Raw genomic sequence first — 25,223 nt, 5'->3', positions numbered from 1 at the left:
GTGCCGGGCAGCGGGCGCAGGTTAAGGTCAACGCGCGGTGCGGCTTCGCCAAATTCGGGTAAATAGATTTGCTGGTTATTGTTGTCGGTGAGATTGACTGTGATGTTGGAATCCCAGTGATAAACCTCGGTTTCGCTGCTGTTATGGAGAAGAATTTTTAGCTGAGCAGTCCAGATGCCGCCAACCGGTAACTTATTGAGTTCGGCGGCAGGGATTTTCAGGGTTAAGTTAACACCATCTGTTGAATCACCGCTGCAGGAGTTTTGTGCGCTTTGATTCATGGGCTTAGGATCGCCATACATCGCGCAATTTCCGTTATACCAGTAGGCTTCGCGTGTTCCCTGCAATTCGAGAGTCTGCGTTGCGCCACTGCGCTTTTCCGTAAATTTAAGATAAACCGGCAGATAGGCGGCATATCCGCCTTTACCCGTTGGGCATTTACCATTTTCATCGCTGGTGCTTGACGTGCAGGCCCAGTAGTTAAGGCCCCAGCGACCGGAATTAGTCGAGTCGTATCCGCCGCTTTCTTGTGTCCAGATATTTACCGTTGATGCGGTACCCTTCGCGATGTTCAGTTCTGTATTGATGCTGTGATCCAACGGAGCAACCGTGTCAGCCTGCGCATCGGACAACGTGGCTAACAGGGTGCTCAGTGAAATAAATAAAGCAGTCAGAAGTTGTTTATGTTTCATTTTCTTTCTCGAATCGCAGCAGGTAAATCCGCAGGCTGAACCGGTTTGCACAACGTTTTACCCACATAACGCACGACATCGCGGCTCGACTGCACGGTGACTGCGCACTGGTAATTCTGAGTGCCACTGCGCAGATACAGGTTCTTCGCTAACGAGGTCATTTCTGCGGTAAAGCCACCGTCTTCTGAGCTGCTGAAGGCATTGGCATTGAGCAGGATGCCCTGGGTTAACGGTTCACCCGTGGCGGTAACCAGTTGTCCGGCATAGGTATAATGCGATTCCATCGTCACTTCGCGTACTTTCATTTTCCCCGGCAGGAGGAACAATTTCTGGCTGCCTGCGCCCTGTGTAATGCTGGCCTGGCTACCTGAACTGACATCACGGCTTTCATCAACGGACACCTTGCCTTCTTCAAAACCGGTCACCGGGAATAACGCTTTGCTGTTCTGTTTCATGTGGGCCGCGCCGCCGCCCTGAACTGAAACGTCGATCAGTGCGTCATCTGCGGCATCCGCCTCTTCTTCATTACTGCCTTTCACCTTCACAGCTACCGCAGCACCCGGTGAGCCTGTACCGCCTGGCCCCCAGAAGAAGCCGGATTTAGATACCGCAACGGAAGAACTGTAGCTGCCGGTCACTGCGCCCTGATGGGTTTTTTGCTCATTGTCATAGCTGTCGGAAACGGTCAGTTCGCCTTCGCCATACTGGCCATTGAGACGGCCATGAACCGAGGCGTTAGCGTTATCGGTATCTGTGCCGCCCACGTCAATACCCAGTTCGCGGTCGTTATTGCTGCCCCAGTCCCAGTTCTGACTGGCGTTATACGTCATCTGCGCATCGCCGTTCTGGCTGCCCTGATAATCGGTGCTGAATGAAGTGTTGCTGCTGCGAAGCTGCGCATCTTTTGGCGTATTACGTGACAGGGAGAAGCCGACGTAGACACCTTTGTCACTATCGCTGTCACTGCTGCTCTGACGACGGTAGCCACCAAAACGCGTGGTGATCGTCATCTGTTTCCAGTTGAAGCTTTTATTCAGGCTCAGTTGCAAGGTTTTGGATGTACTCTGCGATTCGGTATTGTTGATCATGTTGTCTTCAAAAGGTTTTGAAGGATCGTACGTCGCAGAGTCCGGTGAGAGACTGGTATTTTTATTGTAAGTGTAGCCCAGAGAGGCAGACCAGCCCTTAACCGGCACGGAAAGTGTGGCGTTAATTGATTCGTAGCAGCCAATATCCGCATAATCATTTTCCCCGACATCGGCACTGGTGCAGCTTTTACCGTATGCGGCATTGCGATAGACGCTCATGGAAAAACCGTCGTTGTAGCTGATTTGCTCAACGTTACCTTTGGAACCGTCTGTGCCGCTAAACACGCTGGTCTGCATATCCAGCACGCCGTCGATCACTTTTCCGTTAAAACCGTGTGTCCATTGCAGGCCCGCTTCGCCATAATTTTCATTATCGGTATTGGCAATACCTGCCGTCGCTGTCAGCTCGGCAAACACCGGCAGACGCGCACCGGCTTGCATCACTGGTTTGCGTGATGTGCTGTCATTTTCTTCGTCATCTGTTGAGCTGACGACTTTGTTATCTGCCGTTTCACCGGCCTGTACAAACCATTGCATATGCCCGTCACTGATCCCGCCCGTTTTGGTAAACGGCTGGGTTTCGGTGCGCACGAGCTGGTTATTCTCATAAATTCGCAGGGTGACGGCATAACTGCCGCTCGGGAAGTTGCCGGTATCCAGCGTATTTGAACCGTTATTGAGATAAAACGTGCCGAGCAACTGATTGCCGCGATAAGCATCGACGCGGGATTTGCTGGAAAGCAGTACCACCAGCGGTGAACCTTTGCTGGCTTCATCAAGATTCAGGTAGCTCAGGGAACTCCCGGCACGGACGCCATCGATCGCATTCAGCGGTAACAGCGAGAAACTGATATTACCGCCCAGATTGCTGGAAAGGTCGCGTGAGTCCATGCGTCCGGCCTGCACGTAGTGGCGCTTGCCTAAGCTCTGGCGGAAATAGAGATCATCGACAGATACTGTCTGGCTGTCACTGTCGTCACTTTTGTAAGAATCAAGCGACCAGTCGAAACCCACATAGCCGCTGGTCAGCACGCCCAGTGCGCCGGCGCCTTGTAGTGACAGACTCTGGTATTGATCCTGCGCTGCCACGTTCAGGGTTTGCTGATGAATTAAGGCATTTTCAGTCTGCGCGGTCGGGGTGTAATAAAGGGCTTTTTTATCAGCATCAGGCACCAGTGCTTTGCTGACAAAGACGTCGGCGGCGCTGTTGTTTTCATCGTAAATCAGCGCCAGCGAGTCGGTTTCCAGATAACCACAGCCCCTGGCGTCGGCATTGCTGCTGCAGGCCAGGTTGCCATGGCGGGGAAGCGGCGCAGACAAGGTCGCCAGCATTTTCTGGTAATCCGGCGTGCCAGTTTTCAGCGGCAGATTCAGTGCGGTAAGTACCGCCTGCGGGTCTTTAAACTGTATGGTTTCCAGTGTGACGTTGGCTTCAAATAAGCCGGCAGACTGGCCGAGCAGATTGACGTTCAGCCAGACGTTCTGACCTGAGACCAGCTCTTCGAAACCCGGAGGAACGTCAGAGCCAGCTAAAGCAAGATTGCTGAATAAAGCAAAATGAATTGCCAGAAAGCAAAGTGACACTTTCAAGTTAGGTTTCATTATTTTTCCTTTATTCAAAAATCTGAGAGGTGAAAAGAATCGGCCTGATTAACAGGCCGATGAGGAGTGATTCAGGTGGAATGAACGCTTATGGCGTTTCAGTTGCCTGAGTCAGTACCACGCTGACAACGCCGCTGTAGTTACCGGAAGCAACAGGTGCCTGAGTGGTCTGGCTGACTTTCAGAGGCTGAATGATGGAACCGTTAGTGGTATCGCCGTTCGGGAACAGGGTAGTTGCAGCCATGGTCTGCTGAGCCTGAGTCAGGGTCAGTTCGCCGTATTTAACAGTCAGTGGGATATTTGGGTTGGTACCCACGGTATCCATTAATTGCGGGGTACCTGCCAGGTTGATGTTCACATCTTTTTCAGCATCGTTAGAATAGATCTTGGTCATCTGTGTAACAGGTTCCAGACCTACGCCAGGCATATAAGTCATTTCCATCGTAGAAGGTAATACTTCGCCAGTGTCAGTGGTCATATCCAGAGTGGCGTCAACGTTTGCAGTCACAGTAATATCTTTCTGTACAGCAGAAGCGTTAATAGCGAAGCCCATGATTGCAGTGACCAGCAGTGGTTTGATAATTGATTTCATTTTTAATTCCTAATTAAGAAGATGCATATTGCTATGCGGGGTTTATAACAAGAGTTATTCTTTACGTAAAATAATGAGATCTATTTTGCGCTGAATTCTTTTACGCCAACGGTTTTATCTGTCCAGTTGAAGTATTTCACTTTCACCACACGGTAATTATTTCCTTTAAATAATTCCGGAGATAACGTTGCGCGCTGATTAGGGTAAATGCTATTTTTTACCGGTTTACTCCATTTACATCCGTCATCAGTGAGTTGCTGAGGACATAAACCGATACTGTTAATTTTAAGATGAATATTGCCGGTGTTGCTCACCACGCGAGTCGCCGGATCCAGCGTGAAGTCTAGTCGCGGTGCGGCAGGCGGGACGGTAACCAGTACGCCCCAGATCATGCTGATGCCGAGTTTGGTCTGATTCTTCTGGTCACTTTTCCCACCGTTATTATTCAGCCCCGGAACACCTTCAAAGTAAACGCGATAGGCTTCTTCTGTTTGCGGTTGCTGAATATTAATCAGACGTATAATTCGGGTGGTGCCGGGTGCCAGTCCGAATTTCTCCGGTGTCACAACAATACCGTTACCAGATGACTGAGTTATTGTTGTTTCATTTTCCTGCGGCGTTGCCGGGTTATTTATTTTCTTTACCGTCGTTTTTACATATTCCGTGGTGGCGGAGTTTGTTGTTACGCTAATTTGTGCACCACCGCTTTTCTGCATAGGAACCGAAATAGGGTAGACGCTTATTCCTGCAAATGATGATGCTGATAAAAGTAATGGGGAAGCCGCTAAAATCATTACCCATGATTTCAATTTTGTTAATGGCATTGTCATTTTCTCAATGTTTAATAAGTCGCTATCCTGAAGAAGATTTCGTTAATTCCTTTTACTTGATATTTGTTTGGTTGCTTTCGATGGGGTGAATAATAGATTCAATGAATGTTCAGGTCAATGGCATGCAAATTAGCTATTTGTGTTATTTATTTGGCTATAAATGATATTCAACATAAATATAACATTTGGCATGATTTTCACTTTCATGATTATGAAGGGATTTTATTCGTTATTTTGTTTTTATAATCGTGAATGTTAACTAAATGAAGACGGCTAATTTCAAACTGGCGCACATCTACATGATGTATTAAGTTAAATGAATATAAACGTGATTTTGAAATTATCCATTAAAATCATTTAGATATAACATCTTCGGTTAACGGTTGTTGTAAGCTGTTTGGGTATTTAAATGGCGAAAAAGAAAGGAATAAGAAACGAAAGGGGAATAAGGGGCAATAAAAAACCCCGCCTGGGGCGGGGTTTGAGAGATTTTATGACGCGTGGGTTTCTTATAAACCTGCGGCTTCACGCAACTGAGCGGCTTTGTCGGTTTTTTCCCAAGGGAAATGTTCACGACCAAAGTGACCGTATGCGGCGGTTTCTTTATAGATAGGGTGCAACAGATCCATCATCTGGATCAAACCGTACGGACGCAGGTCGAAGAACTCGCGCACCAGCAGGGTCAGTTGTTCGTTGGAGACTTTACCGGTACCGAAGGTTTCCACCATGATGGAAGTCGGTTCTGCCACGCCGATAGCGTAAGACACCTGGATTTCGCAACGATCTGCCAGACCGGCAGCCACGATGTTTTTCGCCACATAACGTGCCGCGTAGGCCGCTGAGCGGTCAACTTTCGACGGATCTTTACCAGAGAACGCACCGCCACCGTGACGGGCCATGCCGCCGTAGGTATCCACGATGATTTTACGACCGGTCAGACCGCAGTCACCCATCGGGCCACCGATAACGAAACGGCCAGTCGGGTTAATGTGGTATTTGGTACCGGCGTTCAGCCATTCTGCTGGCAGGACAGGTTTGATGATTTCTTCCATCACCGCTTCCTGCAAATCTTTCAGCGAGATGTCTTCAGAGTGCTGAGTAGACAATACCACGGCATCGATACCGACGATTTTGCCTTCGTCATACTGGAAAGTGACCTGGCTTTTCGCATCCGGACGCAGCCATGACAGGGTGCCTGATTTGCGCACTTCAGCCTGACGCTGCACCAGACGGTGAGCATAAGTAATAGGCGCTGGCATCAGTACGCTGGTTTCGTTGGTCGCATAACCAAACATCAGACCCTGGTCGCCCGCACCTTGTTCCAGCGGATCAGTACGGTCAACGCCCTGATTGATATCCGGAGATTGCTTACCAATAGCGCTCAGCACTGCGCAGGAATTGGCGTCGAAACCCATGTCGGAATGGATATAACCAATTTCACGAACAGTCTGGCGTGTGATTTCTTCAACGTCGACCCATGCGCTGGTGGTGATTTCACCGCCAACCAGGACCATGCCGGTTTTGACATAAGTTTCACATGCAACACGTGCTTTTGGGTCTTGCTCTAAAATTGCGTCCAGTACCGCGTCGGAAATCTGGTCAGCGATTTTATCTGGATGTCCTTCCGAAACGGATTCGGACGTGAAGAGATGTTTAGCCATTATGTTCTTTACCTTACATACGACGGGTTAGATATCACTGCATAGCACTGGGGAGACTGGCAGATGAGGAGCAGAGCTCGCCATTGTCGCAATGCGTCCTGCATGTCCCCATTAGGCAAAGCCTTGAAGCAGTTTGCGCGTTAAACCACCCAAGCGTGTGGACGGATTAACATCTGGATGGCTATTTTAGGATAGCAGGCGTTCTGAATGCCAGTCATTTTTGTGACGGAGTGGGTGTTATTGTGCGGGTTTGCAGTGATATTCACGGTCTGAAACTATTTGTACTGCATTTTCATTTTGCATTTACAGCGTGTTATCGGTATAAACGGCGCGCGCTATGCACATTTCTGCAGGCCCTGCAGAAGCAGCGTATTCCAGTAATTACTGTTTTCTCAGCTCGAATGCCCGCGGGTGATGCGTGGCACGTGTGGAGGTGGTTAGTTTAATGACCCACTTTTTACCGTTTGTAACATTTCAACAGCATCCCCTGCAGCCTTTATTGCGTTCTGCAGCACTTCTTTCAGACCTTCATTCAGAAAAGCGTCTGTCATCTCTGCGATGTTTCAGACAGCCTGATTACAGACAGGTCAGTCACCGACATCGGTACGCTACTCAGTAAGCTCAGGTCTGCGTGAACATCGCATTCCCGACATATAACTGATGTAGCCTGCAATCTCCCGGGGCATCCACCCCTGATTTCTCCCGACTCGTTACACGGAGTCTAAAAACGTGTTTTACAATGATATGAGTAGAAAACAGTCCCGTGGCTGTGGCTCGCAGGGTTTTATCCTGTCTGAAAGCCAGCCTTGCGGGTTGTTCTCACCTGTTGTTACTGCGATAGTGGCTGGCCATGTTGTCAGTATAGAAAGAGGATTTACCTATGTCTGATGACATCCAGTCCCACCGTCCGTCACACGCGGGCGATACTGTTTCTTTGCGCTCCATGCAGGAGGTTGCCGTGAACGATCGTGATGCCAGCAAGATGCTGCGCACTTACAACGTTGCCTATTGGGGTAACAACTATTTTGACGTCAACGAACTGGGCCACATCAGTGTCTGCCCGGATCCTGACGAGCCTTCTGCCCGTGTTGATCTGGCACAACTGGTGAAAGACATGCGTGAGCAGGACGGTCAGCGTCTGCCGGCACTGTTCTGTTTCCCACAAATTTTGCAGCACCGTCTGCGTTCGATTAACGCTGCGTTCAAACGTGCGCGTGAATCGTTCGGTTATGAGGGTGACTACTTCCTGGTTTATCCGATTAAGGTTAACCAGCATCGCCGCGTGATCGAATCGCTGGTGGAATCCGGTGAACCGCTGGGTCTGGAAGCCGGCTCGAAAGCTGAACTGATGGCCGTTCTGGCGCACGCCGGGATGACCCGTTCCGTGATCGTGTGTAACGGCTATAAAGACCGCGAATATATTCGTCTGGCGCTGATCGGTGAGAAGCTCGGTCACAAGGTATATCTGGTTATCGAGAAGATGACTGAGATTAAACTGGTGCTGGAAGAAGCCGAACGTCTGAACGTGATCCCACGTCTGGGTGTGCGTGCACGTCTTTCCTCGCAGGGCTCCGGTAAATGGCAGTCCAGCGGCGGCGAGAAATCCAAATTCGGTCTGGCGGCCTCTCAGGTTCTGCAACTGGTCGAAATGCTGCGTGAAGCAGGGCGTCTGGAAAGCCTGCAACTGCTGCATTTCCATCTGGGTTCACAGCTGGCGAATATCCGTGATATCTCGACCGGCGTGCGTGAGTCTGCGCGTTTCTACGTTGAACTGCACAAGCTGGGCGTCAACATTCAGTGCTTCGACGTGGGTGGGGGGTTGGGCGTGGATTACGAAGGCACCCGTTCGCAGTCTGACTGCTCGGTGAACTATGGCCTGAATGAATACGCTAACAACGTCATCTGGGGTATCGGCGATGCCTGTAACGAACATGGCCTGCCACACCCGACGGTGATCACCGAGTCTGGCCGCGCCGTGACCGCGCACCATACCGTGCTGGTCTCCAATGTGATTGGTGTTGAACGTAACGAGTTCAAAGAGCCGGTTGCGCCTGAAGATGATGCACCGCGCGCGCTGGGTAGCATGTGGGATACCTGGAACGAAATGCACGATCCGGAAAACCGTCGCTCATTGCGTGAATGGCTGCACGACAGCCAGATGGATTTGCATGATGTCCATTCGCAATACGCACACGGTATTCTGGATCTGACGCAGCGCGCCTGGGCGGAAGATATCTACCTGAATATCTGCAACAAAATTCAGGATCAGCTGGATCCGAGCAACCGTGCACACCGTCCGATCATTGACGAATTGCAGGAACGTATGGCGGACAAACTGTACGTCAACTTCTCGCTGTTCCAGTCTATGCCGGATGCGTGGGGTATTGATCAGTTGTTCCCGGTGCTGCCGCTGGAAGGTCTGGATAAGCCACCGGTAGGTCGTGCTGTGCTGCTGGACATCACCTGTGATTCCGACGGCACTATTGATCACTACATCGACGGTGACGGCGTAGCCACAACCATGCCGATGCCGCCGTACGACCCTGAGAATCCGCCGGTGCTGGGCTTCTTTATGGTCGGTGCGTATCAGGAAATTCTCGGCAACATGCATAACCTGTTCGGCGATACTGCAGCAGTAGATGTCTTTGTCTTCCCTGACGGCAGCATTGAAGTGCAGCAGTCCGACGAAGGCGATACCGTGGCGGACATGCTGGAATACGTGCAACTGGACCCGAATGTGTTGCTGGCCCGTTTCCGCGATCAGGTAAAAGAAACTGATCTGGATGCGGAATTGCAGGCGCAGTTTGTTGAAGAGTTTGAATCCGGATTATACGGTTATACGTATCTGGAAGAAGATGAGTAATTCGTTGAAATAATACGTCGTATTACCGTCACAATAATATGGCGAAGGGGTCCTCCTTCGCCATTTTTTTACTATTCATAATTGACAACAAAAGTACCGGTGGCAGAGAAGCGTCCTACCGAAATACTCCTGGAATCGCCGACCAGTTGCGCGTTGAATTGTAATTGTTTAGATGAGGGCATATTCAAATCAGTCACTGAGTAAACGGAATTGGTGTCGTTAGGTTTCAACTGGCTGCCAGAACCTGTGGTAATTTTCACACCCACACCCGTTGCCGCATTTGATGTCACTGAATTACCCAACAACATATTGTTCCCCGGCGCGACAATATTCGTCGTCATCCGGGTTTTAAACATGTTCACATTCGTACAGCCGGAAGCATTCAGGCTGAATTTCGTCACGCTGGTAGCCCCTGAATTGACTTTTGCTGCACTGTAATCCCCCAGCGGGATAGTACCGCCGCCCGCACTGCTGACCAGCGCAGTACAGGTTGGCGTTTGCACGGGGAAGGAGAAAGTACTCATATTCAGACTAATACGATGGTTGTTAATGTCCTCCTTACCCACCCTGAATCCACCAATATAACCCGCCGAAGCCGGTCGAATGGAGGTTACACCTGCGGGTATACCGGTGAACTGGGGGGTCTGAAAAAGCACAATATAGTAATCATACCACTGACCCCCATCCATTGAGTTTTCCAAATTGGTGGTATTCTGTGCCGTGGTTTCATTGTCAGAGAAAAAATAAGGCATAAAAGCTTGAACTCTGTAACTGGCCCCGGTGCCTCTGATTTGAACTGAATAGAGGATCCCCGGGATATTGGTGGCATATAACCCCGCACTGGGGGAAACACCCGCGTAATCGTCAACCTGAGGAATGGCGCCGGCGATCCCATATAAAATCTCACCAGAATCACCCGGGCTACAATCGGTACGCGCATTCTTAGTTGTGGTTGCTTTTTGATTTAAGTCCGTAATCATTTGCGTCCTGGCCACGTGCGGTAACAGGGAAACCACAGAGCCGGAAAAGCTTAATGTTGCGGTGTAGGGGGCATCCCTGAAATAACATTCTACTGCCGCCTCAGCCGGTTTAACGGTTAAATCCCCCGTTAGTACTAATAAAGCGGTAAAAATGAATGTACGGATGAAACGAGACGACCGTATATACACTGTATTAAAAGGTAAATGATTATTCATAGCTAACACTCACTAATACTTTTGATGTAACCCGGCCTGCTGAGACAGCACCTGTATTCTGATAACGTGTATAGAAGTGATAGTCCGTTATTTCAGCAACGGGTGTTGCGGCGTTTATCGGGAAATTCACATCGGAAGAACCGTCTGCCTCCAGCACATTGGTGTTGTATTTCTGGGAAAATATCACCAGGCCCACGTTATCGGCGCCATCTGCTGCACCGTCTGTTTCGCTGATAAATACCTGTTTAGAGCCAGGTGCGAAATTTCCTGATTGCGGGGCAAAACTGAAATGAACATTCTCTATCACATCCGTGCATTCGCTCAGGCTAACAGTGAACGGATAACCGCCCAGCTGATCGGTGGGTAATATTGGCGCAGGCGGGGAACCGCGATCATCAAAATAATTGACGCTAACGGTAGGTAAATGAATGGCGCCGCCATTTTGTACGGTTAACTGGCAGGTCGTCTCGAGAATATTAGCTTGTATATTCAGGTTGAGATCACTTTCCGCACTGGTGACGAAAGGAAACCCCACGGCTAATACCGTTAACAAGCGTAATAATGTGTTATTCATATTCACCGGGTGATTTATCATATTCCTTCCATTAGTCTTTGCTCGGCGATTTATTGATAGATAATCACAAACGTGATCGGTGCAATAAAGTTCCCTGAGGTAACATTTGATAGTGTACTGCCTGCTGCAATCACCATTCGGGCATTCATATTCAGGGTTGTGCCCGCAGTGGTGAGTGTGACCGTTTGCGGTGTGGCTCTGTCGACACAACTGAACTGAGTGCCGCTGTCAGGTGCATTCCGCCAGAGTTCAACCGCAGTCGCCGCTGCAGTGCCGCCATTGTTGGCAAATGAATCACCACTGGCTCCGGTACCGGAGCAGGCTCCTGCTGTTGGGTTGGCGGTGATCTCGGCGGATTTAACGCCGGAGCAATCGCTGAAAACCAGTTTAAAAGGCTGAATTTTACTTTTCTGTTTCAGTTCTGATTTATAGACATCATTAAAGTTAATGGCGGATGTCGGTGTCCCTGATGAGTTTTGAATCTGGGCAGCACAAGTCCCTGCTTCAATAGTAGAAGTAAAAGTAGCGGTTAAATTTTCAGTCGGCGTGAGCTCAACGGCATGTGCTGAACACGTCATGATGAATGCTGCTGAAAGCAGTAAAATTTGTTTGGGTTTCACGTTATTTTTCTCCATGCAGATCTTTCATAACCTGTTTTTTCTATTTTATTCATAGTTAAAGTTAAAGGTGGCAACGGCGCTGAAATTCCCCGTTGTTCCTTTATTTGCTTGCGTTTCTTGCAGGCGTGAAATCAGGGTGACCTCTTTTGCATTGATTTCTGCGCTGCTCCAGTTGAGCCGCTGACTGTCATTGGTGGAATTAATCACAAAAGGCTGGTTTGACGCCGAGGCACGTGCAATAGAAACGCCCAAAAAGGAGGATGCCCCTTCACCTGAAACTCCATTACTAATCAGTGTGTTAACATAATTTGACTGCGTACCCCTTATGGTGGTTTTAATCGATGTGACTCCCGCCGGGCATTCCACAATTTTTATTTTGAAGGTTGCCGTAGCAGCATTATCACCGGCAATAATTTTATCTAACCCCACCTTTCCGCCCGAACCAACAGGAATGGTATTGTTAATGCCATTTCCTGAACCGCCTTCCAGTCTCATTTCACACGTCGTTTCAATAATATTAGCGCTAAAAGTAACGTTAACATTTTGTGCGAAAGTCGGTGTCATGTTCATATTGATAAATAAAGCTGAAAATATCGAGAATGATATTCTGTATCCCTTTCTCATTCTTTTTCTCCTGTTTATTCTATTTACCCGGAAATCAATGGGTGATTGTGCAAAGGATATTTTTTAACATGATTGTCATGTTCACTTTTTCTGGGGTTTCCGGGATGGAATAATTAATCTGACAGGATTGGTCAGACTGACTTCCCCAGACAACATGCAGTATCCCTTTATCATCGATACCGCGAATGAAAGCCATTCCGCCCTGGCCCATATTTCCCACGAGGATGTTTTTATCATTAAAAACATCAGCACCTAAAGGAATGAATCCGTTATCGGAACGTTGCAACTCCATAATAACTGAGCGGCCTTCATCGGTTTCGAAATTAACTAATACCACTGAACCACTGCGCGGGTAGGTAATCGTGCTGGTATTAACAATATTAACGTCTGCCTCCAGTGTGCTGATGTCCAGACCCACCGTATTTTCCTGATAGGGTGAAAGATAAGGTGTGATTGCATATCCGTTACTGTCAATCCGACCTTCACCCGTACTCATTTTTGTGCCCTTCGCCCCTTTGGCGCTGACCAGTGCCAGCGTATCGGAGTCATTGATGTTTCCGGGAGCAAATGTAATCCCGTCAGCATGAATAACCATACCTCCGCTGGAGCCGAAGGAAGCCTGCCGTCCTCCGTCATCGGTTAAAGAGGCGGAAAGACTCACGGGGCCGTAAGCGCTGTTATAGCTTCCGTATCCGCCAATTTGATTTAAATTCTCTGAGTCGGCGAGTGAAGATGACGTATTAACGCTGTAGTTGTAGCGATTATCCTCGCTATAACCGCCAGCACTCATGTCCATTTGCGAGGAGCCTTTAAAGTCAGTGCTTATGCCGGCATTTAGGTTGGTAAATCCACCGGGACGTTTACCCTGCGTGAAAATGTTTTCCAGAGGAATACTCAGATTAACATACAGTCGATTATCCTGGTCGCCATTCTCGTTATACTCACGCTGAAGGGAAATACTATAGTTTGCCCAACGATAGCTATTGTTATATCCGAGAGAAAACTGAGACGTTTTCTTATTTTGATTCCAGTAAGTTTCCCAACTGCCCGTCATATAAAGAGAACCATAACTTTGTTCACGATATTCCAGAGGCTGGTTAACATTAATTTGTATCTGGTTTTTCATTCTGTCGTAATTTTTAAAAGTTTCCTCTTCATTCATTGGATCCCGGCTGAGTTCATCCTGAAGTGAAGCGGCATCGCGTAAGCTCAGATAGTCCTGTGTCGAAAATCGGTAAGCCGCAACATTCAGCGACGTATTGGTTTCAGTCAACAGCTTATTGTAAGAGATTCGATAGCTCTGACCGTCGAGTGACCGGTCGTCGTCGATATCGGCACGGGAGTGGGTAATGTCGAAGGCAAATGCACCCGCCGGGGTATTCATCGCAACCCCTGTCAGCAGGGCAAGGTAGTCCGATGACATCGCTTCAGCACCGGCATAGCCGGTGAAGGTATTATTGATCCCATAATAGCCAGTCAGCACCGCCACCTCGGGGGAGTTGCTGGATGAACTCTCATTGAGTTTGCCGAAGCCTACATCCCAGCGGCTATTACCGGGGCGTAACATCTGTGTGACCGAGGAGAAGGGCACTGAGAAAGAACGCCGGGTGCCATCTGATTCTTCTACTGTCACGTCTATACTGTTGCCATAACCCGTTGGGTTAATGTCATCAAGAGCAAAAGGTCCCGGCGGTACGGTGGTTTCATAAATCACCGTACCGCTCTGGCGGACAGTCACTTTCGCATTACTGTTTGCGGTGCCGCGGATCACTGGCGCATAGTTGTTAGATGAACCCGGTTGCATGCGGCTGTCACTGAACACCCTGAATCCTCTCAGATTGATGGAATCAAAGGCATCGCCCTGAGTGTAAGTATCACCCAAAACGAACTGGGCTTTTAATCCGGTGATATCGTGCTGAACATAAGCATCCTGACTGGTATAGGACAGGCCATTTTCCTGATCCCAGTTGGTTGAACCTCTGGCACGAAAACGCCAGCCAGATAAGTTCGCGCCATAATTCAGCCCTGCATAGGCGCTGTCGCGAGAATCTCCGTCAGCGCTTGAACGGTAGGCATTCATGTCGTAAGACAGCATGAACGCTGGAATGCCTTCTTCCCACAGAGCCGGATTGACATAACCAGAAGGACGTTTTGCGAGATAAATCTGCGGAATAGTAATATCCAGGCGTTGTTCCGATGAATTGAATTTGACCTTTGAATGACTGAGTTTTTCGGTCAGATTAATGCACGTTGTTTCCCCGCCTTCCGGCGAAATATCTGCAGTATCTTCTTTATCGATATCGATGAGGATATCTAACTGCTCAAGCAATTTTTGCGTGAGACACGGGCTGGCAATATTCGTCCCGTTATCAACGAAATTGACTTTAGAGTTTAGTTTTAATGAACCGTTAATAAAAATACCGACGCTGTAAACGCCTGGCACAACAGGATTGCCCTTGCTAAAACGGCGGGTGTCTATTTTTTCACTGTTTGCTGTGCTGTAGAGAAACTGACTATCAAACTCTACATTTTCATCATCATCTCCAACTTGCTCATCGAATTTATCATTGGTAACCGCAGTTTCCGCCACGGACCTGGGTGACCACACAGCGCTGACGCCTATAGTCAATGGAAGCAGTAATAATCCCGTTGTGATTTTATTTTTTTTCATAATATTGCTTTTTTTATGAATCAGATGGCGTCAGGGTTTATTTAAAGGGATGCTTCGTATTTTATATTTCCGCCATAATCATTAATTGCGGTATAATTTATCTTCCCTGTGTTTACCGTCGTCGTCAGCCCGTCGACTTTCATCAACTGAGTGGAATCGGGGGCGATCATTTTTGTTTCCAGTTCGTACTTGCGGCCATTCGTATTCAGAAAAGCTTCATTCACCGTGACAAAGTAAGGGGTGGCATTTTTCGCTTCTGCAAAAACCTGTTGACCATTTTTCACTATTTTCCATGTCAATGCCGTCGCTGCTTCAGAAGCTGAACCCTTCAGCCCCTCAGGACGATAAAACAACTTTATGCGGGTACGAAAAGCCAACTGAAGCAAATTTTCATCGGTACTATTTTTGGCTTTAGGCGGAATTTCAAGAACGTTAAACCAAAATACAGTTTCTTTATCTTTGGGTAATTCGCCCCCAAGGCTGGCAATTTTCACTGTCTGGCCTTGTTTGGCGTTCATTCGTGAAATAGGGGGGGTCACAAGGAAAGGAATTTTCATCTCCTGCGGATTCACATCCTCGCGGCCATCGTCCAGCCAGGATTGAACCAGCAAGGCTTTTTCACCGCGGTTATCCAGTTTCACCGTAATCTCTTTCGCCTGAGCCGGATAAATAATCCGGGTACCAGAAATGACAACATCTGCGCAGGCATCACAAGCAATAAATCCCAGAACGGCAAGGCAGAATGAAACAATTTTTGGTGTCGGTATAAAATTCATATTTCCCTCTATTAAATTTTATAATAAAAGCGCACCTGTTTGTTCATTGGGTACGCTTAATCATTAATTAACGTTGAATATTATTCGTAGTTCATAGTAAAGGTGACGTTAGTATTCACTTTACCCGACTGAACACTATTTGTTGCAGACCAGTCAGCACTAGGTACATAGGCTGCCTTATAGGCAAACACACCACGACCTTCGACCAGAGCCACGCTTTGTGCCACATCAGTCGGGTCGCCGATCAGAACCTGGCTAACGTTGGTTGCTGTGTTGTTGTAAAGCGCAACACTGACGTTTTGCGCACTACCAGAGACGGTAGCATCAGGTTTCAGCGTACCGCTGGACAATTCAGCAAATTGCTGTGAAGAGAAGCTGACGGAGGCTTTTTTCACTGATTCGGCGCAATCATTCAGCATTAACTCGAACTCTTTGGCACCGACACCGCCAGCAGCGCGAGTGGTGACATCCACTGCCGCTTTCGTCACCACAGGCATTGAGATAGTGACATTATTCGCTGCAATACCGTTGTTAGTGGTGATTTCACAGGTCGTGTCAGAGACCGCACCATCAAAGGTAATTAATCCCAAATCCGCTGCCTGGGCAGATAAGCTGCCGAATGCCAGACAAAAGACGGATAAAGGGAAGAGCGTCTTAATTTTTTTCATGAAATGTCCTTTTCATTATGAAAATAACAAAATAGTAAAGTAAAAGTAGTAGTGAATTAAATAAGCTTTTTTCAAAGACTTACTAAGGAGGAATTATAATTACGTTGTTGTTTATATCAAGTTGTACACACTGCAATATGAATGTAACTAAATATTTCATTGTGGGATCTGTAATGAATCCCATAATTATTTTTTAAGTATTGAATTTTATTCTTAGGGAAGTTATTAATTATCAGATAAAGAGATCTTAAGGATCGATTTTTCTAATTGAAATGGAAAACTGCATAGAAATATATATCAAAATATATGATGGATTTAGTTTTAAAATCCGTGAAAATGATAAACAAATTGTGCTATTGAAGGTGGATAAGGTAATCAGGTTTTGTTTGCTTACATAACATACAGGTGTAATGACATGCTGAAGAGGAGGGGAGGCAGAAAGGAAAAATATTAAGGCACCCGAAGGTGCCTGGATGATTAGCACGGAAATTAAAAGTCAGAGGCCCGACGCTTTTAGTGACGAACCGCAGGATGACTTGTTATGCATCTCTTTATTATTTCCCGGCAGCAATTCGCTCGCGAATATGTTTAGCACGTGCTTCTGAAGACGGGTGATCATCAAACCAGCCGATGCTGCTGCCCTGATCCAGTTTTGCCAGTTTCTCAAAACTGGTTGCCAGACCTGTCGGGTCGATACCGCGTTTTTTCAGCAAATCAAACGAGTAATCATCCGCTTCGGATTCCTGTTTCTGCGAGAACTGCGCATTGACGTATTTCTCGCCCAGATCCGCCAGCTGCGATTGTGACAATGTTGCGCTGACGCCGCCGAGTGACGAAATCGCGGAACGTGCCGCCGTGGCGCTGTAGGCGACCTGCATGGCTTTACGGGTGTGGCCGAGTGCGACGTGGCCCATTTCATGGCCGAGCACGCCTTCCACTTCATTGTCGTTCATTATGTCCATCAGGCCGCTGTAAACGCGGATACAGCCGTTGGCCATTGCCCAGGCATTGACGTCTTTGGTCAGGTAAACCTTATAGTTGGCGGGCGTGCCGTTAATGTTATCGCCCAGTGCAGCGGAGATTTTTTTCAGGCGCTGTGCGTATTCGCTGCTGTCGGGTGCTATCTGCGCCTTTTTATCCATTTCTTCACAAGACTGCACGCTCAGCGTTTTGACGTCGGCATCGCTCAGGGTATACGCCTGATAAGCCTGCGCGCCGGACTGCATTAAAGTGTCGGTATTGACGGTCGCACAACCGCTGACCAGTGACGCGGTAAAAAGGCTTAACAGAAGAGGGTGAAATTTCATCAATTTGTGTTCCCAGAAAAAGTTAACAAAACAGAAACTGTAGCCTGAAAAAGGCTCTGGTTGTAAGGATAGCGTTAAGGTAGGTTTTTCGCAGTGCACGATCTATAGTGTAAGTCCGAAAAAACGCCCTGATTTAAAAGCGGATTTTGTGAACTTAATCACGAGAGTGATTAGAGATTGCCGTTTTAATGCCGAGTCTGAGAAAATGACTTTCTTGACTGCTTTTTTAATCCGACCTGGAGTAGAACATGTCCTCTCGTAAAGAGCTTGCGAACGCTATTCGCGCACTTAGTATGGATGCCGTGCAGAAAGCGAATTCCGGCCACCCTGGCGCCCCTATGGGCATGGCAGACATTGCCGAAGTGCTGTGGCGCGATTACCTGAATCACAACCCGACTAACCCGCACTGGGCTGACCGTGACCGCTTTGTGCTGTCCAATGGTCATGGTTCTATGCTGATTTATAGCCTGCTGCACCTCACTGGCTATGATCTGCCGATGAGCGAACTGGCTAACTTCCGTCAGTTGCACTCGAAAACCCCGGGCCACCCGGAATACGGTTATACGCCTGGCGTTGAAACCACCACTGGCCCGCTGGGTCAGGGCATCGCGAACGCCGTCGGTTTTGCTATCGCAGAACGTACGCTGGCAGCACAGTTCAACAAACCAGGCCATGACATTGTCGATCACCAGACTTATGCATTCCTGGGCGACGGCTGCATGATGGAAGGCATTTCTCACGAAGTGTGTTCTCTGGCCGGTACCATGAAACTTGGCAAACTGACCGCGTTTTATGATGATAACGGCATTTCCATCGACGGCCACGTAGAAGGCTGGTTCACCGATGACACTGCGGCACGTTTCGAAGCTTACGGCTGGCATGTTGTACGTGGTGTTGATGGTCACAATCCTGACTCTATCAAAGCGGCTATTGAAGAAGCGCACAAAGTTACCGACAAACCTTCCCTGCTGATGTGTAAAACTGTGATCGGTTTCGGTTCGCCGAACAAGGCCGGTACTCACGATGTACACGGTGCCGCACTGGGCGCAGCCGAAGTGGCAGCTACCCGCGAAGCACTGGGCTGGAAATACGCGGCGTTTGAAATCCCGCAAGATATCTATGCGCAGTGGGACGCGAAAGAAGCCGGCAAAGCCAAAGAAGCTGCGTGGAACGACAAGTTTGACGCTTACGCTAAAGCGCACCCTGAACTGGCAAAAGAGTTCAAACGTCGTGTGAACGGCGAGCTGCCAGCAAACTGGGAAACCGAAGCACAGAAATTCATCGAACAATTGCAGGCTAATCCTGCGAACATCGCCAGCCGTAAAGCCTCCCAGAATGCGCTGGAAGCGTTCGGTAAAGTGTTGCCTGAATTCCTGGGCGGCTCTGCTGACCTGGCACCAAGCAACCTGACCATGTGGTCTGGTTCGAAGTCTATCGGCGACGATCAGGCAGGTAACTACATCCATTATGGCGTACGTGAATTCGGTATGACCGCGATCACCAACGGTATCGCGCTGCACGGCGGTTTCCTGCCGTACTCTGCGACTTTCCTGATGTTCGTGGAATATGCGCGTAATGCCGTGCGTATGGCCGCACTGATGAAGATCCGCAACGTGTTCGTGTACACCCATGACTCCATCGGTCTGGGCGAAGATGGCCCGACACACCAGCCGGTTGAGCAAATCGCCAGCCTGCGCGTTACGCCAAACATGAGCACCTGGCGTCCTGCGGATCAGGTTGAATCTGCCGTGGCATGGAAATACGCCATCGAGCGTAATGACGGTCCGGTTACCCTGATCTTCTCCCGTCAAAACCTGACCCAGCAACCACGTACCGCTGAACAGCTGGCCAACGTGGCGCGCGGGGGTTACGTGCTGAAAGATTGCGACGGTACGCCGGAAGTGATCCTGATCGCGACCGGCTCTGAAGTCGGTATCACGGTAGAAGCGGCAGACAAACTGGCTGCAGCGGGCACTAAAGTGCGCGTGGTTTCTATGCCGTCCACGGATGCCTTCGACAAACAGGACGCGGCTTACCGTGAATCTGTCCTGCCGAAAGCCGTTTCTGCGCGCGTTGCGGTTGAAGCCGGTATTGCTGATTACTGGTTCAAATACGTTGGCCTGAATGGTGCTATCGTCGGAATGCACAGCTTCGGCGAATCTGCGCCAGCAGAACTGTTGTTCAAAGAATTCGGTTTCACTGTTGATAACGTTGTTGCTCAGGCACAGGCGTTACTGAAGTAATCCCGCATTCTTAGAGCCGCTTAAAAGCACCTTCGGGTGCTTTTTTTTCGCCTGCATTTTCATGCGCCGGTTCTCAGTTTCGTACGAAATGACGCAGGTCAAACCCTTCTGATGCGGACTCGGTTACACTGCCTGCATTCTGAAAATGTTTCATTCGGTCATTTTTTGCGAAAAATCACTGTCGAAAAGGTGACGAAAAAGTAAAATCACTGTGAATACACAGAATTGACTGGTGTTTTTTTCAGCGATCGGCGCGATTAATGCGGGGTTGTTCTACGAATTATTCCTTTTATTCATCGTTTGGTTTATTCTCAGCTGAACCGTTTCAGTCAGGCTATTTGAGCTTAACATCGTCACCAGGTTGTTATCGTGCCTGAAACTGAAACTTTTCTGCCGCATGCATTGTGCGGACAGATGATGATGGTGATTCACCGTAAACGCACGCTGCATTACTATAGGTGTTACTGATATTGAGTAACAACCGTGTAACAGGGAGATGTATGCCAATACGTATTGCAATTAATGGCTTTGGTCGCATTGGCCGTAGCGTATTGCGCGCGTTATACGAATCCGGGCGTCGGGCGGAAATCTCCGTCATTGCCATCAATGAAATCGCCAGTCCTGAAGGCATGGCACATCTGCTTAAATACGACTCCAGCCACGGGCGCTTTGCCTGGGATGTCCGCCAGGAAGGTGAAAACCTTTACGTCGGCGATGACTCCATCCGTTTACTTCATCAGTCTGATGCCAGCCAGTTGCCGTGGGGCGAACTGAGCATTGACGTCGTGCTTGATTGCACTGGCGTTTATGGCAGCCGTGCAGACGGTGAAGCCCAGCTTGCGGCTGGCGCCAAAAAAATTCTGTTCGCGCATCCGGGCGCTCATGATCTTGACGCCACGGTGGTTTACGGTGTGAACCACCAGTTGCTCGAACGTCAGCACCGCATTGTGTCCAATGCGTCCTGCACCACCAACTGTATTATCCCTGTGATCAAACTGCTCGACGATGCTTTTGGCATTGAGTCCGGCACGGTAACGACCATCCATTCCTCAATGAATGACCAACCGGTTATCGATGCGTACCATGCGGATTTACGCCGTACGCGCGCCGCCAGCCAGTCCATTATCCCGGTCGATACCAAGCTGGCCGCAGGGATCACACGCATCATGCCCAAATTCTGCGATCGCTTTGAAGCGATCTCGGTGCGTGTGCCGACAATCAATGTCACAGCCATTGATCTGAGTGTATTTGTCGAGGGTTCTGTGACGGTAGGCGAGGTTAACCAGTTGCTGCAAAAGGCTGCAACAGGTGCTTTTCGTGGTATTGTTGACTATACCGAACTACCATTAGTCTCGACAGATTTTAACCATGATCCCCATAGCGCCATCGTAGATGGAACGCAGACGCGGGTAAGTGGACAGCACCTGATTAAGACACTGGTCTGGTGCGATAACGAGTGGGGTTTTGCCAACCGAATGTTGGATACAACATTGGCAATGTCCGCTAGCGGTTTCTAGTACGGCTGTTCCGGTCTCCCGACCGAAACGGCCTTCAAGCAACTTTAAAGAGAATCAACGAGAGGATTCACCATGTCTGTTATTAAGATGAGCGATCTGGATTTAGCGGGTAAACGCGTACTAATCCGTGCCGATCTGAACGTGCCAGTTAAAGATGGCAAAGTAACGTCAGATGCACGTATCCGCGCTTCTTTACCAACCATCGAAATTGCCCTGAAACAAGGCGCACGCGTGATGGTTACCTCGCATCTGGGTCGTCCGACTGAAGGCGAATATAACGAAGAGTTTTCTCTGCTGCCGGTTGTTAATTACCTGAAAGAGCATCTGAAATCCCCAGTACGTCTGGCGAAAGATTACCTTGATGGTGTTGAAGTTGCCGAAGGTGAGCTGGTGGTTCTGGAAAACGTTCGCTTTAACAAAGGCGAAAAGAAAGACGACGAAGCCCTGTCCAAAAAATATGCTGCCCTGTGTGACATCTATGTGATGGACGCATTTGGTACCGCGCACCGCGCGCAAGCTTCTACTCACGGCGTGGGCAAATTTGCTCCGATCGCCTGTGCCGGTCCGCTGCTGTCTGCAGAACTGGAAGCACTGGGTAAAGCGCTGGGTAACCCGGCACGTCCGATGGTGGCTATCGTTGGCGGTTCTAAAGTTTCTACCAAACTGACCGTTCTGGATTCCCTGTCTAAAATCGCTGACCAGCTGATCGTTGGCGGTGGTATCGCGAACACCTTCGTGGCTGCTCAAGGCAACAACGTCGGTAAATCCCTGTACGAAGCAGACCTGGTCGGCACCGCAAGCAAATTGCTGGAAACCTGCGACATTCCTGTTCCTACCGATGTTCGCGTGGCGACTGAGTTCTCTGAAACAGCCGTTGCAACGGTGAAGTCTGTTAAAGACATCAAAGATGACGAACAAATTCTCGACATGGGCGATGAGTCTGCATACCGCCTGGCTGAGATCATTAAAAACGCTAAAACCATTCTGTGGAATGGTCCTGTAGGCGTGTTCGAGTTCCCTAACTTCCGTAAAGGGACCGAAATTGTGGCGCAGGCTATTGCTGACAGCGATGCATTCTCTATCGCAGGCGGCGGCGACACACTGGCAGCTATCGATTTGTTCGGTATCGCTGACAAAATTTCCTATATCTCCACTGGCGGTGGCGCATTCCTGGAATTCGTTGAAGGGAAAGCACTGCCAGCGGTTGTGATGCTGGAAGAGCGTGCTAAGAAGTAATGAACCCTGAACGGGGAGCATAATGCTGTCCGTTCTTCTTTGCCGCGCGGGGGGCTGCACAGTGGAGCCCGCGCGACATAGCAAACCGATTCAATCCATCTACGGCCGACGAATACAGGACAAAGAACTATGTCTAAAATTTTTGATTTCGTAAAACCAGGCGTTATCACTGGTGATGATGTACAGAAAGTTTTCGCTATTGCTAAAGAAAACAAATTTGCTCTGCCAGCGGTTAACTGCGTAGGCACCGACTCTATCAACGCCGTTCTCGAAGCTGCTGCGAAAGTCCGTTCACCGGTTATCGTTCAGTTCTCTAACGGTGGCGCTGCGTTTATCGCCGGTAAAGGCCTGAAAACTGACGTGCCACAAGGCGCGGCAATCCTGGGTGCAATCTCTGGCGCACACCATGTGCATCAGATGGCAGAACATTACGGCGTGCCAGTTATCCTGCACACCGACCACTGCGCGAAAAAACTGCTGCCATGGATCGACGGACTGCTGGACGCGGGTGAAGCTCACTACGCGAAAACCGGTAAACCACTGTTCTCTTCTCACATGATCGACCTGTCTGAAGAGTCTCTGGAAGAAAACATCGAAATTTGCAGCAAGTATTTAGCTCGCATGGCAAAAATCGACATGACTCTGGAAATCGAACTGGGTTGTACCGGCGGTGAAGAAGATGGCGTAGACAACAGCCATATGGACGCATCTGCACTGTACACTCAACCGCAAGACGTTGATTATGCATACGAAAAACTGAACGCCATCAGCCCGCGTTTCACTATCGCTGCGTCATTCGGTAACGTACACGGTGTTTACAAACCAGGTAACGTTAAACTGACTCCAACTATCCTGCGTGATTCTCAGGAATACGTGTGCAAGAAACATAACCTGCCACACAACAGCCTGAACTTCGTATTCCACGGCGGTTCCGGTTCTACTGCAGCAGAAATCAAAGAATCTGTAGGTTACGGTGTTATCAAAATGAACATCGATACCGACACTCAGTGGGCTAACTGGGACGGTATCCTGCAGTTCTACAAGAAAAACGAAGCTTACCTGCAAGGTCAGTTGGGTAACCCGGAAGGCGCGGACAAACCTAACAAGAAATTCTATGACCCGCGCGTATGGCTGCGTTCTGCACAGTCTTCCATGGTGACTCGCCTGGAACTGGCATTCAAAGAACTGAACGCAATCGACGTACTGTAATTCTTACGCTTCCGGTGCTTGACCACCGGAATGTGAGGATAATCGTCAAAGGGGCTTCGGCCCCTTTTTTATTGCCTGCTTTCCGGCCACAATAGCCCGTTATCCGTGTTTCGCCAGAATCCCCGAAGAGAGAGCCATGAAGCCAAAATCTGTCACCCTCGATGATGTCGCGCGCCACGCCGGTGTGTCTTATCAGACCGTTTCGCGCGTCCTGAATCAGGCTGCACACGTCTCGGTCAGAACGCGCAACAAAGTCGAACAGGCAATGGCTGCGCTGAATTACGTCCCGAACCGTGTCGCCCAGCAACTGGCGGGCAAACAAAGTTACACCCTTGGGCTGGCGACCACCGAGCTGGCGCTACACGCCCCTTCACAAATCGCGTCGGCAATGAAAACCCGCGCAAATCAGCTAGGTTTCAACGTCGTGATATCGATGATTGATAACCTGAGCCTTGCCGCGTGTCGTACGGCGGTGAATGAACTGATGTCACAGCGTGTCGATGGCGTGCTGATTAACGTGCCGTTGTCGAATGAGGACGCAGACGCGATCGCACAGCTTTGCGGCAATTTACCGGCGCTGTTTCTGGATGTCGATCCGCAGGCCGATGTGTTTAAAATTCTGTTCGATCCTCACTGCGGGGCAGAGCAGGGCGTCGAACATCTGCTGGCGCTCGGACATCAGCAGATCGCCGTACTGACCGGCCCGCTCGAATCCATATCTGCACGCTTACGTTATGAAGGCTGGCTGAATACGCTGGCATTGCACGATATTACGCCGTGCGCGGTTCAGCATGGCGACTGGAGCGCGGCTTCGGGTTACCAGCAGGCATTATTGTTGCTCAATCAGCCCGCACGCCCTACGGCGATCCTGGTCGCCAATGATCAGATGGCGCTGGGCGTACTGCGCGCGGTCCATGAGTTTGGCCTGCGGGTGCCGGAGCAAATCTCGGTGATGGGCTATGACGATACTGAAGACAGCGCATTTTTCTTCCCGCCGCTGACCACCATCAAACAGGATTTCCGCCTGCTCGGTCACGAGAGCATTAACCGGCTGGTAGAGCATCTGCATACGCATGGCGATCACCCGCAGTCCTCATTGTTACTGCCCACTTCTTTAGTTGAACGCCATACAACCGCCAGACCGGGTACAGACACTGTGTCGCAGGAAACTTTATCGCAGGAACTGATCCGCATCGCACGTCAGCTCAGCGCGCTGTAAATCTTTTTTAAGAACTGACTGACGCGGAATTTGTG

The 25,223-nt window shown here is 49.3% G+C and carries 19 protein-coding genes; 6 read left to right on the top strand and 13 right to left on the bottom strand.

The genetic code is table 11. The features are described from left to right. The 5 genes from DXU84_RS18970 to metK form a co-directional block, all read right to left on the bottom strand. The coding region (locus DXU84_RS18970; protein WP_305076210.1) for a CfaE/CblD family pilus tip adhesin at nucleotides 1-692 on the bottom strand (692 nt) is incomplete at its 3' end. Beyond that, nucleotides 689-3,382 (bottom strand): TcfC E-set like domain-containing protein, encoded by a 2,694-nt coding sequence (locus DXU84_RS18965; protein WP_153376511.1) that lies wholly within the window; start codon nucleotides 3,380-3,382, stop codon nucleotides 689-691. The genes DXU84_RS18970 and DXU84_RS18965, both read right to left, overlap by 4 nt. An 88-nt stretch (nucleotides 3,383-3,470) precedes the next feature. After that, nucleotides 3,471-3,974: a fimbrial protein gene (locus tag DXU84_RS18960; protein ID WP_013576817.1), complete on the bottom strand. Its 504-nt coding sequence runs from the start codon at nucleotides 3,972-3,974 to the stop codon at nucleotides 3,471-3,473. A gap of 80 nt (nucleotides 3,975-4,054) precedes the next feature. After that, entirely contained in the window at nucleotides 4,055-4,540 is a 486-nt protein-coding gene (locus DXU84_RS18955; RefSeq protein ID WP_314520656.1) for a hypothetical protein, read from the bottom strand. Nucleotides 4,541-5,313: 773 nt separating this feature from the next. Continuing rightward, the gene (metK, locus tag DXU84_RS18950) at nucleotides 5,314-6,465 is read right to left on the bottom strand and encodes a methionine adenosyltransferase (RefSeq protein ID WP_112150883.1); all 1,152 of its coding nucleotides are present in this window, start codon (nucleotides 6,463-6,465) and stop codon (nucleotides 5,314-5,316) included. 880 nt (nucleotides 6,466-7,345) lie between these two features. Here metK and speA point away from each other — a divergent pair. After that, nucleotides 7,346-9,328 carry a biosynthetic arginine decarboxylase gene (gene speA, locus DXU84_RS18945; protein ID WP_013576814.1) on the top strand — a complete coding sequence of 661 codons (1,983 nt, stop codon included), beginning with the start codon at nucleotides 7,346-7,348 and terminating at the stop codon, nucleotides 9,326-9,328. Nucleotides 9,329-9,399: 71 nt separating this feature from the next. Here the strand turns inward: speA and DXU84_RS18940 are convergent, their stop codons facing one another. From DXU84_RS18940 to DXU84_RS18905, 8 genes are all read right to left on the bottom strand, one after another. Further along, nucleotides 9,400-10,524: a fimbrial protein gene (locus DXU84_RS18940; protein WP_112150882.1), complete on the bottom strand. Its 1,125-nt coding sequence runs from the start codon at nucleotides 10,522-10,524 to the stop codon at nucleotides 9,400-9,402. Continuing rightward, a complete protein-coding gene (locus tag DXU84_RS18935; RefSeq protein WP_225444934.1) occupies nucleotides 10,517-11,098 on the bottom strand; it encodes a fimbrial-like protein in 582 nt (193 codons plus the stop codon). The genes DXU84_RS18940 and DXU84_RS18935 overlap by 8 nt, the downstream gene beginning before the upstream one ends. A gap of 50 nt (nucleotides 11,099-11,148) precedes the next feature. After that, on the bottom strand, nucleotides 11,149-11,718 hold the full coding sequence (locus tag DXU84_RS18930) for a fimbrial protein (protein ID WP_240433005.1): 570 nt from the start codon (nucleotides 11,716-11,718) through the stop codon (nucleotides 11,149-11,151). Between the two features lie 45 nt (nucleotides 11,719-11,763). Further along, on the bottom strand, nucleotides 11,764-12,342 hold the full coding sequence (locus DXU84_RS18925) for a fimbrial protein (RefSeq protein ID WP_112150880.1): 579 nt from the start codon (nucleotides 12,340-12,342) through the stop codon (nucleotides 11,764-11,766). A gap of 34 nt (nucleotides 12,343-12,376) precedes the next feature. Continuing rightward, nucleotides 12,377-15,013 carry an outer membrane usher protein gene (locus tag DXU84_RS18920; protein ID WP_013576809.1) on the bottom strand — a complete coding sequence of 879 codons (2,637 nt, stop codon included), beginning with the start codon at nucleotides 15,011-15,013 and terminating at the stop codon, nucleotides 12,377-12,379. Nucleotides 15,014-15,054: 41 nt separating this feature from the next. After that, the gene (locus tag DXU84_RS18915; RefSeq protein WP_153376510.1) at nucleotides 15,055-15,789 is read right to left on the bottom strand and encodes a fimbrial chaperone; all 735 of its coding nucleotides are present in this window, start codon (nucleotides 15,787-15,789) and stop codon (nucleotides 15,055-15,057) included. A gap of 80 nt (nucleotides 15,790-15,869) precedes the next feature. Further along, nucleotides 15,870-16,457, bottom strand: a complete 588-nt coding sequence (locus DXU84_RS18910; RefSeq protein WP_013576807.1) for a fimbrial protein StkA — start codon at nucleotides 16,455-16,457, stop codon at nucleotides 15,870-15,872. 554 nt (nucleotides 16,458-17,011) lie between these two features. Next, nucleotides 17,012-17,764, bottom strand: coding sequence for a M48 family metallopeptidase (locus DXU84_RS18905; RefSeq protein WP_013576806.1), 753 nt, complete (start codon nucleotides 17,762-17,764; stop codon nucleotides 17,012-17,014). A gap of 248 nt (nucleotides 17,765-18,012) precedes the next feature. Between DXU84_RS18905 and tkt the strand changes: the two genes are divergently transcribed. The 5 genes from tkt (at nucleotide 18,013) to DXU84_RS18880 (ending at nucleotide 25,188) form a co-directional block, all read left to right on the top strand. Next, nucleotides 18,013-20,007 carry a transketolase gene (tkt, locus tag DXU84_RS18900; RefSeq protein WP_013576805.1) on the top strand — a complete coding sequence of 665 codons (1,995 nt, stop codon included), beginning with the start codon at nucleotides 18,013-18,015 and terminating at the stop codon, nucleotides 20,005-20,007. 500 nt (nucleotides 20,008-20,507) lie between these two features. Next, nucleotides 20,508-21,524, top strand: a complete 1,017-nt coding sequence (gene epd / locus DXU84_RS18895) for an erythrose-4-phosphate dehydrogenase (RefSeq protein ID WP_013576804.1) — start codon at nucleotides 20,508-20,510, stop codon at nucleotides 21,522-21,524. A 72-nt stretch (nucleotides 21,525-21,596) separates the two neighbouring features. Continuing rightward, a complete protein-coding gene (gene pgk / locus DXU84_RS18890; protein WP_013576803.1) occupies nucleotides 21,597-22,760 on the top strand; it encodes a phosphoglycerate kinase in 1,164 nt (387 codons plus the stop codon). Between the two features lie 129 nt (nucleotides 22,761-22,889). Further along, entirely contained in the window at nucleotides 22,890-23,969 is a 1,080-nt protein-coding gene (fbaA, locus tag DXU84_RS18885; RefSeq protein WP_013576802.1) for a class II fructose-bisphosphate aldolase, read from the top strand. A gap of 136 nt (nucleotides 23,970-24,105) precedes the next feature. Continuing rightward, a complete protein-coding gene (locus tag DXU84_RS18880; protein ID WP_013576801.1) occupies nucleotides 24,106-25,188 on the top strand; it encodes a LacI family DNA-binding transcriptional regulator in 1,083 nt (360 codons plus the stop codon). Nucleotides 25,189-25,223 lie beyond the last annotated feature (35 nt).

Source organism: Rahnella sp. RcJ3 (genome assembly GCF_009498575.1).
In the GTDB taxonomy this organism is placed as follows: domain Bacteria; phylum Pseudomonadota; class Gammaproteobacteria; order Enterobacterales; family Enterobacteriaceae; genus Rahnella; species Rahnella aceris.
The sequence above is the reverse complement of the archived record's forward strand: the minus strand, read 5'-3'. Positions and strand labels throughout refer to the sequence as shown.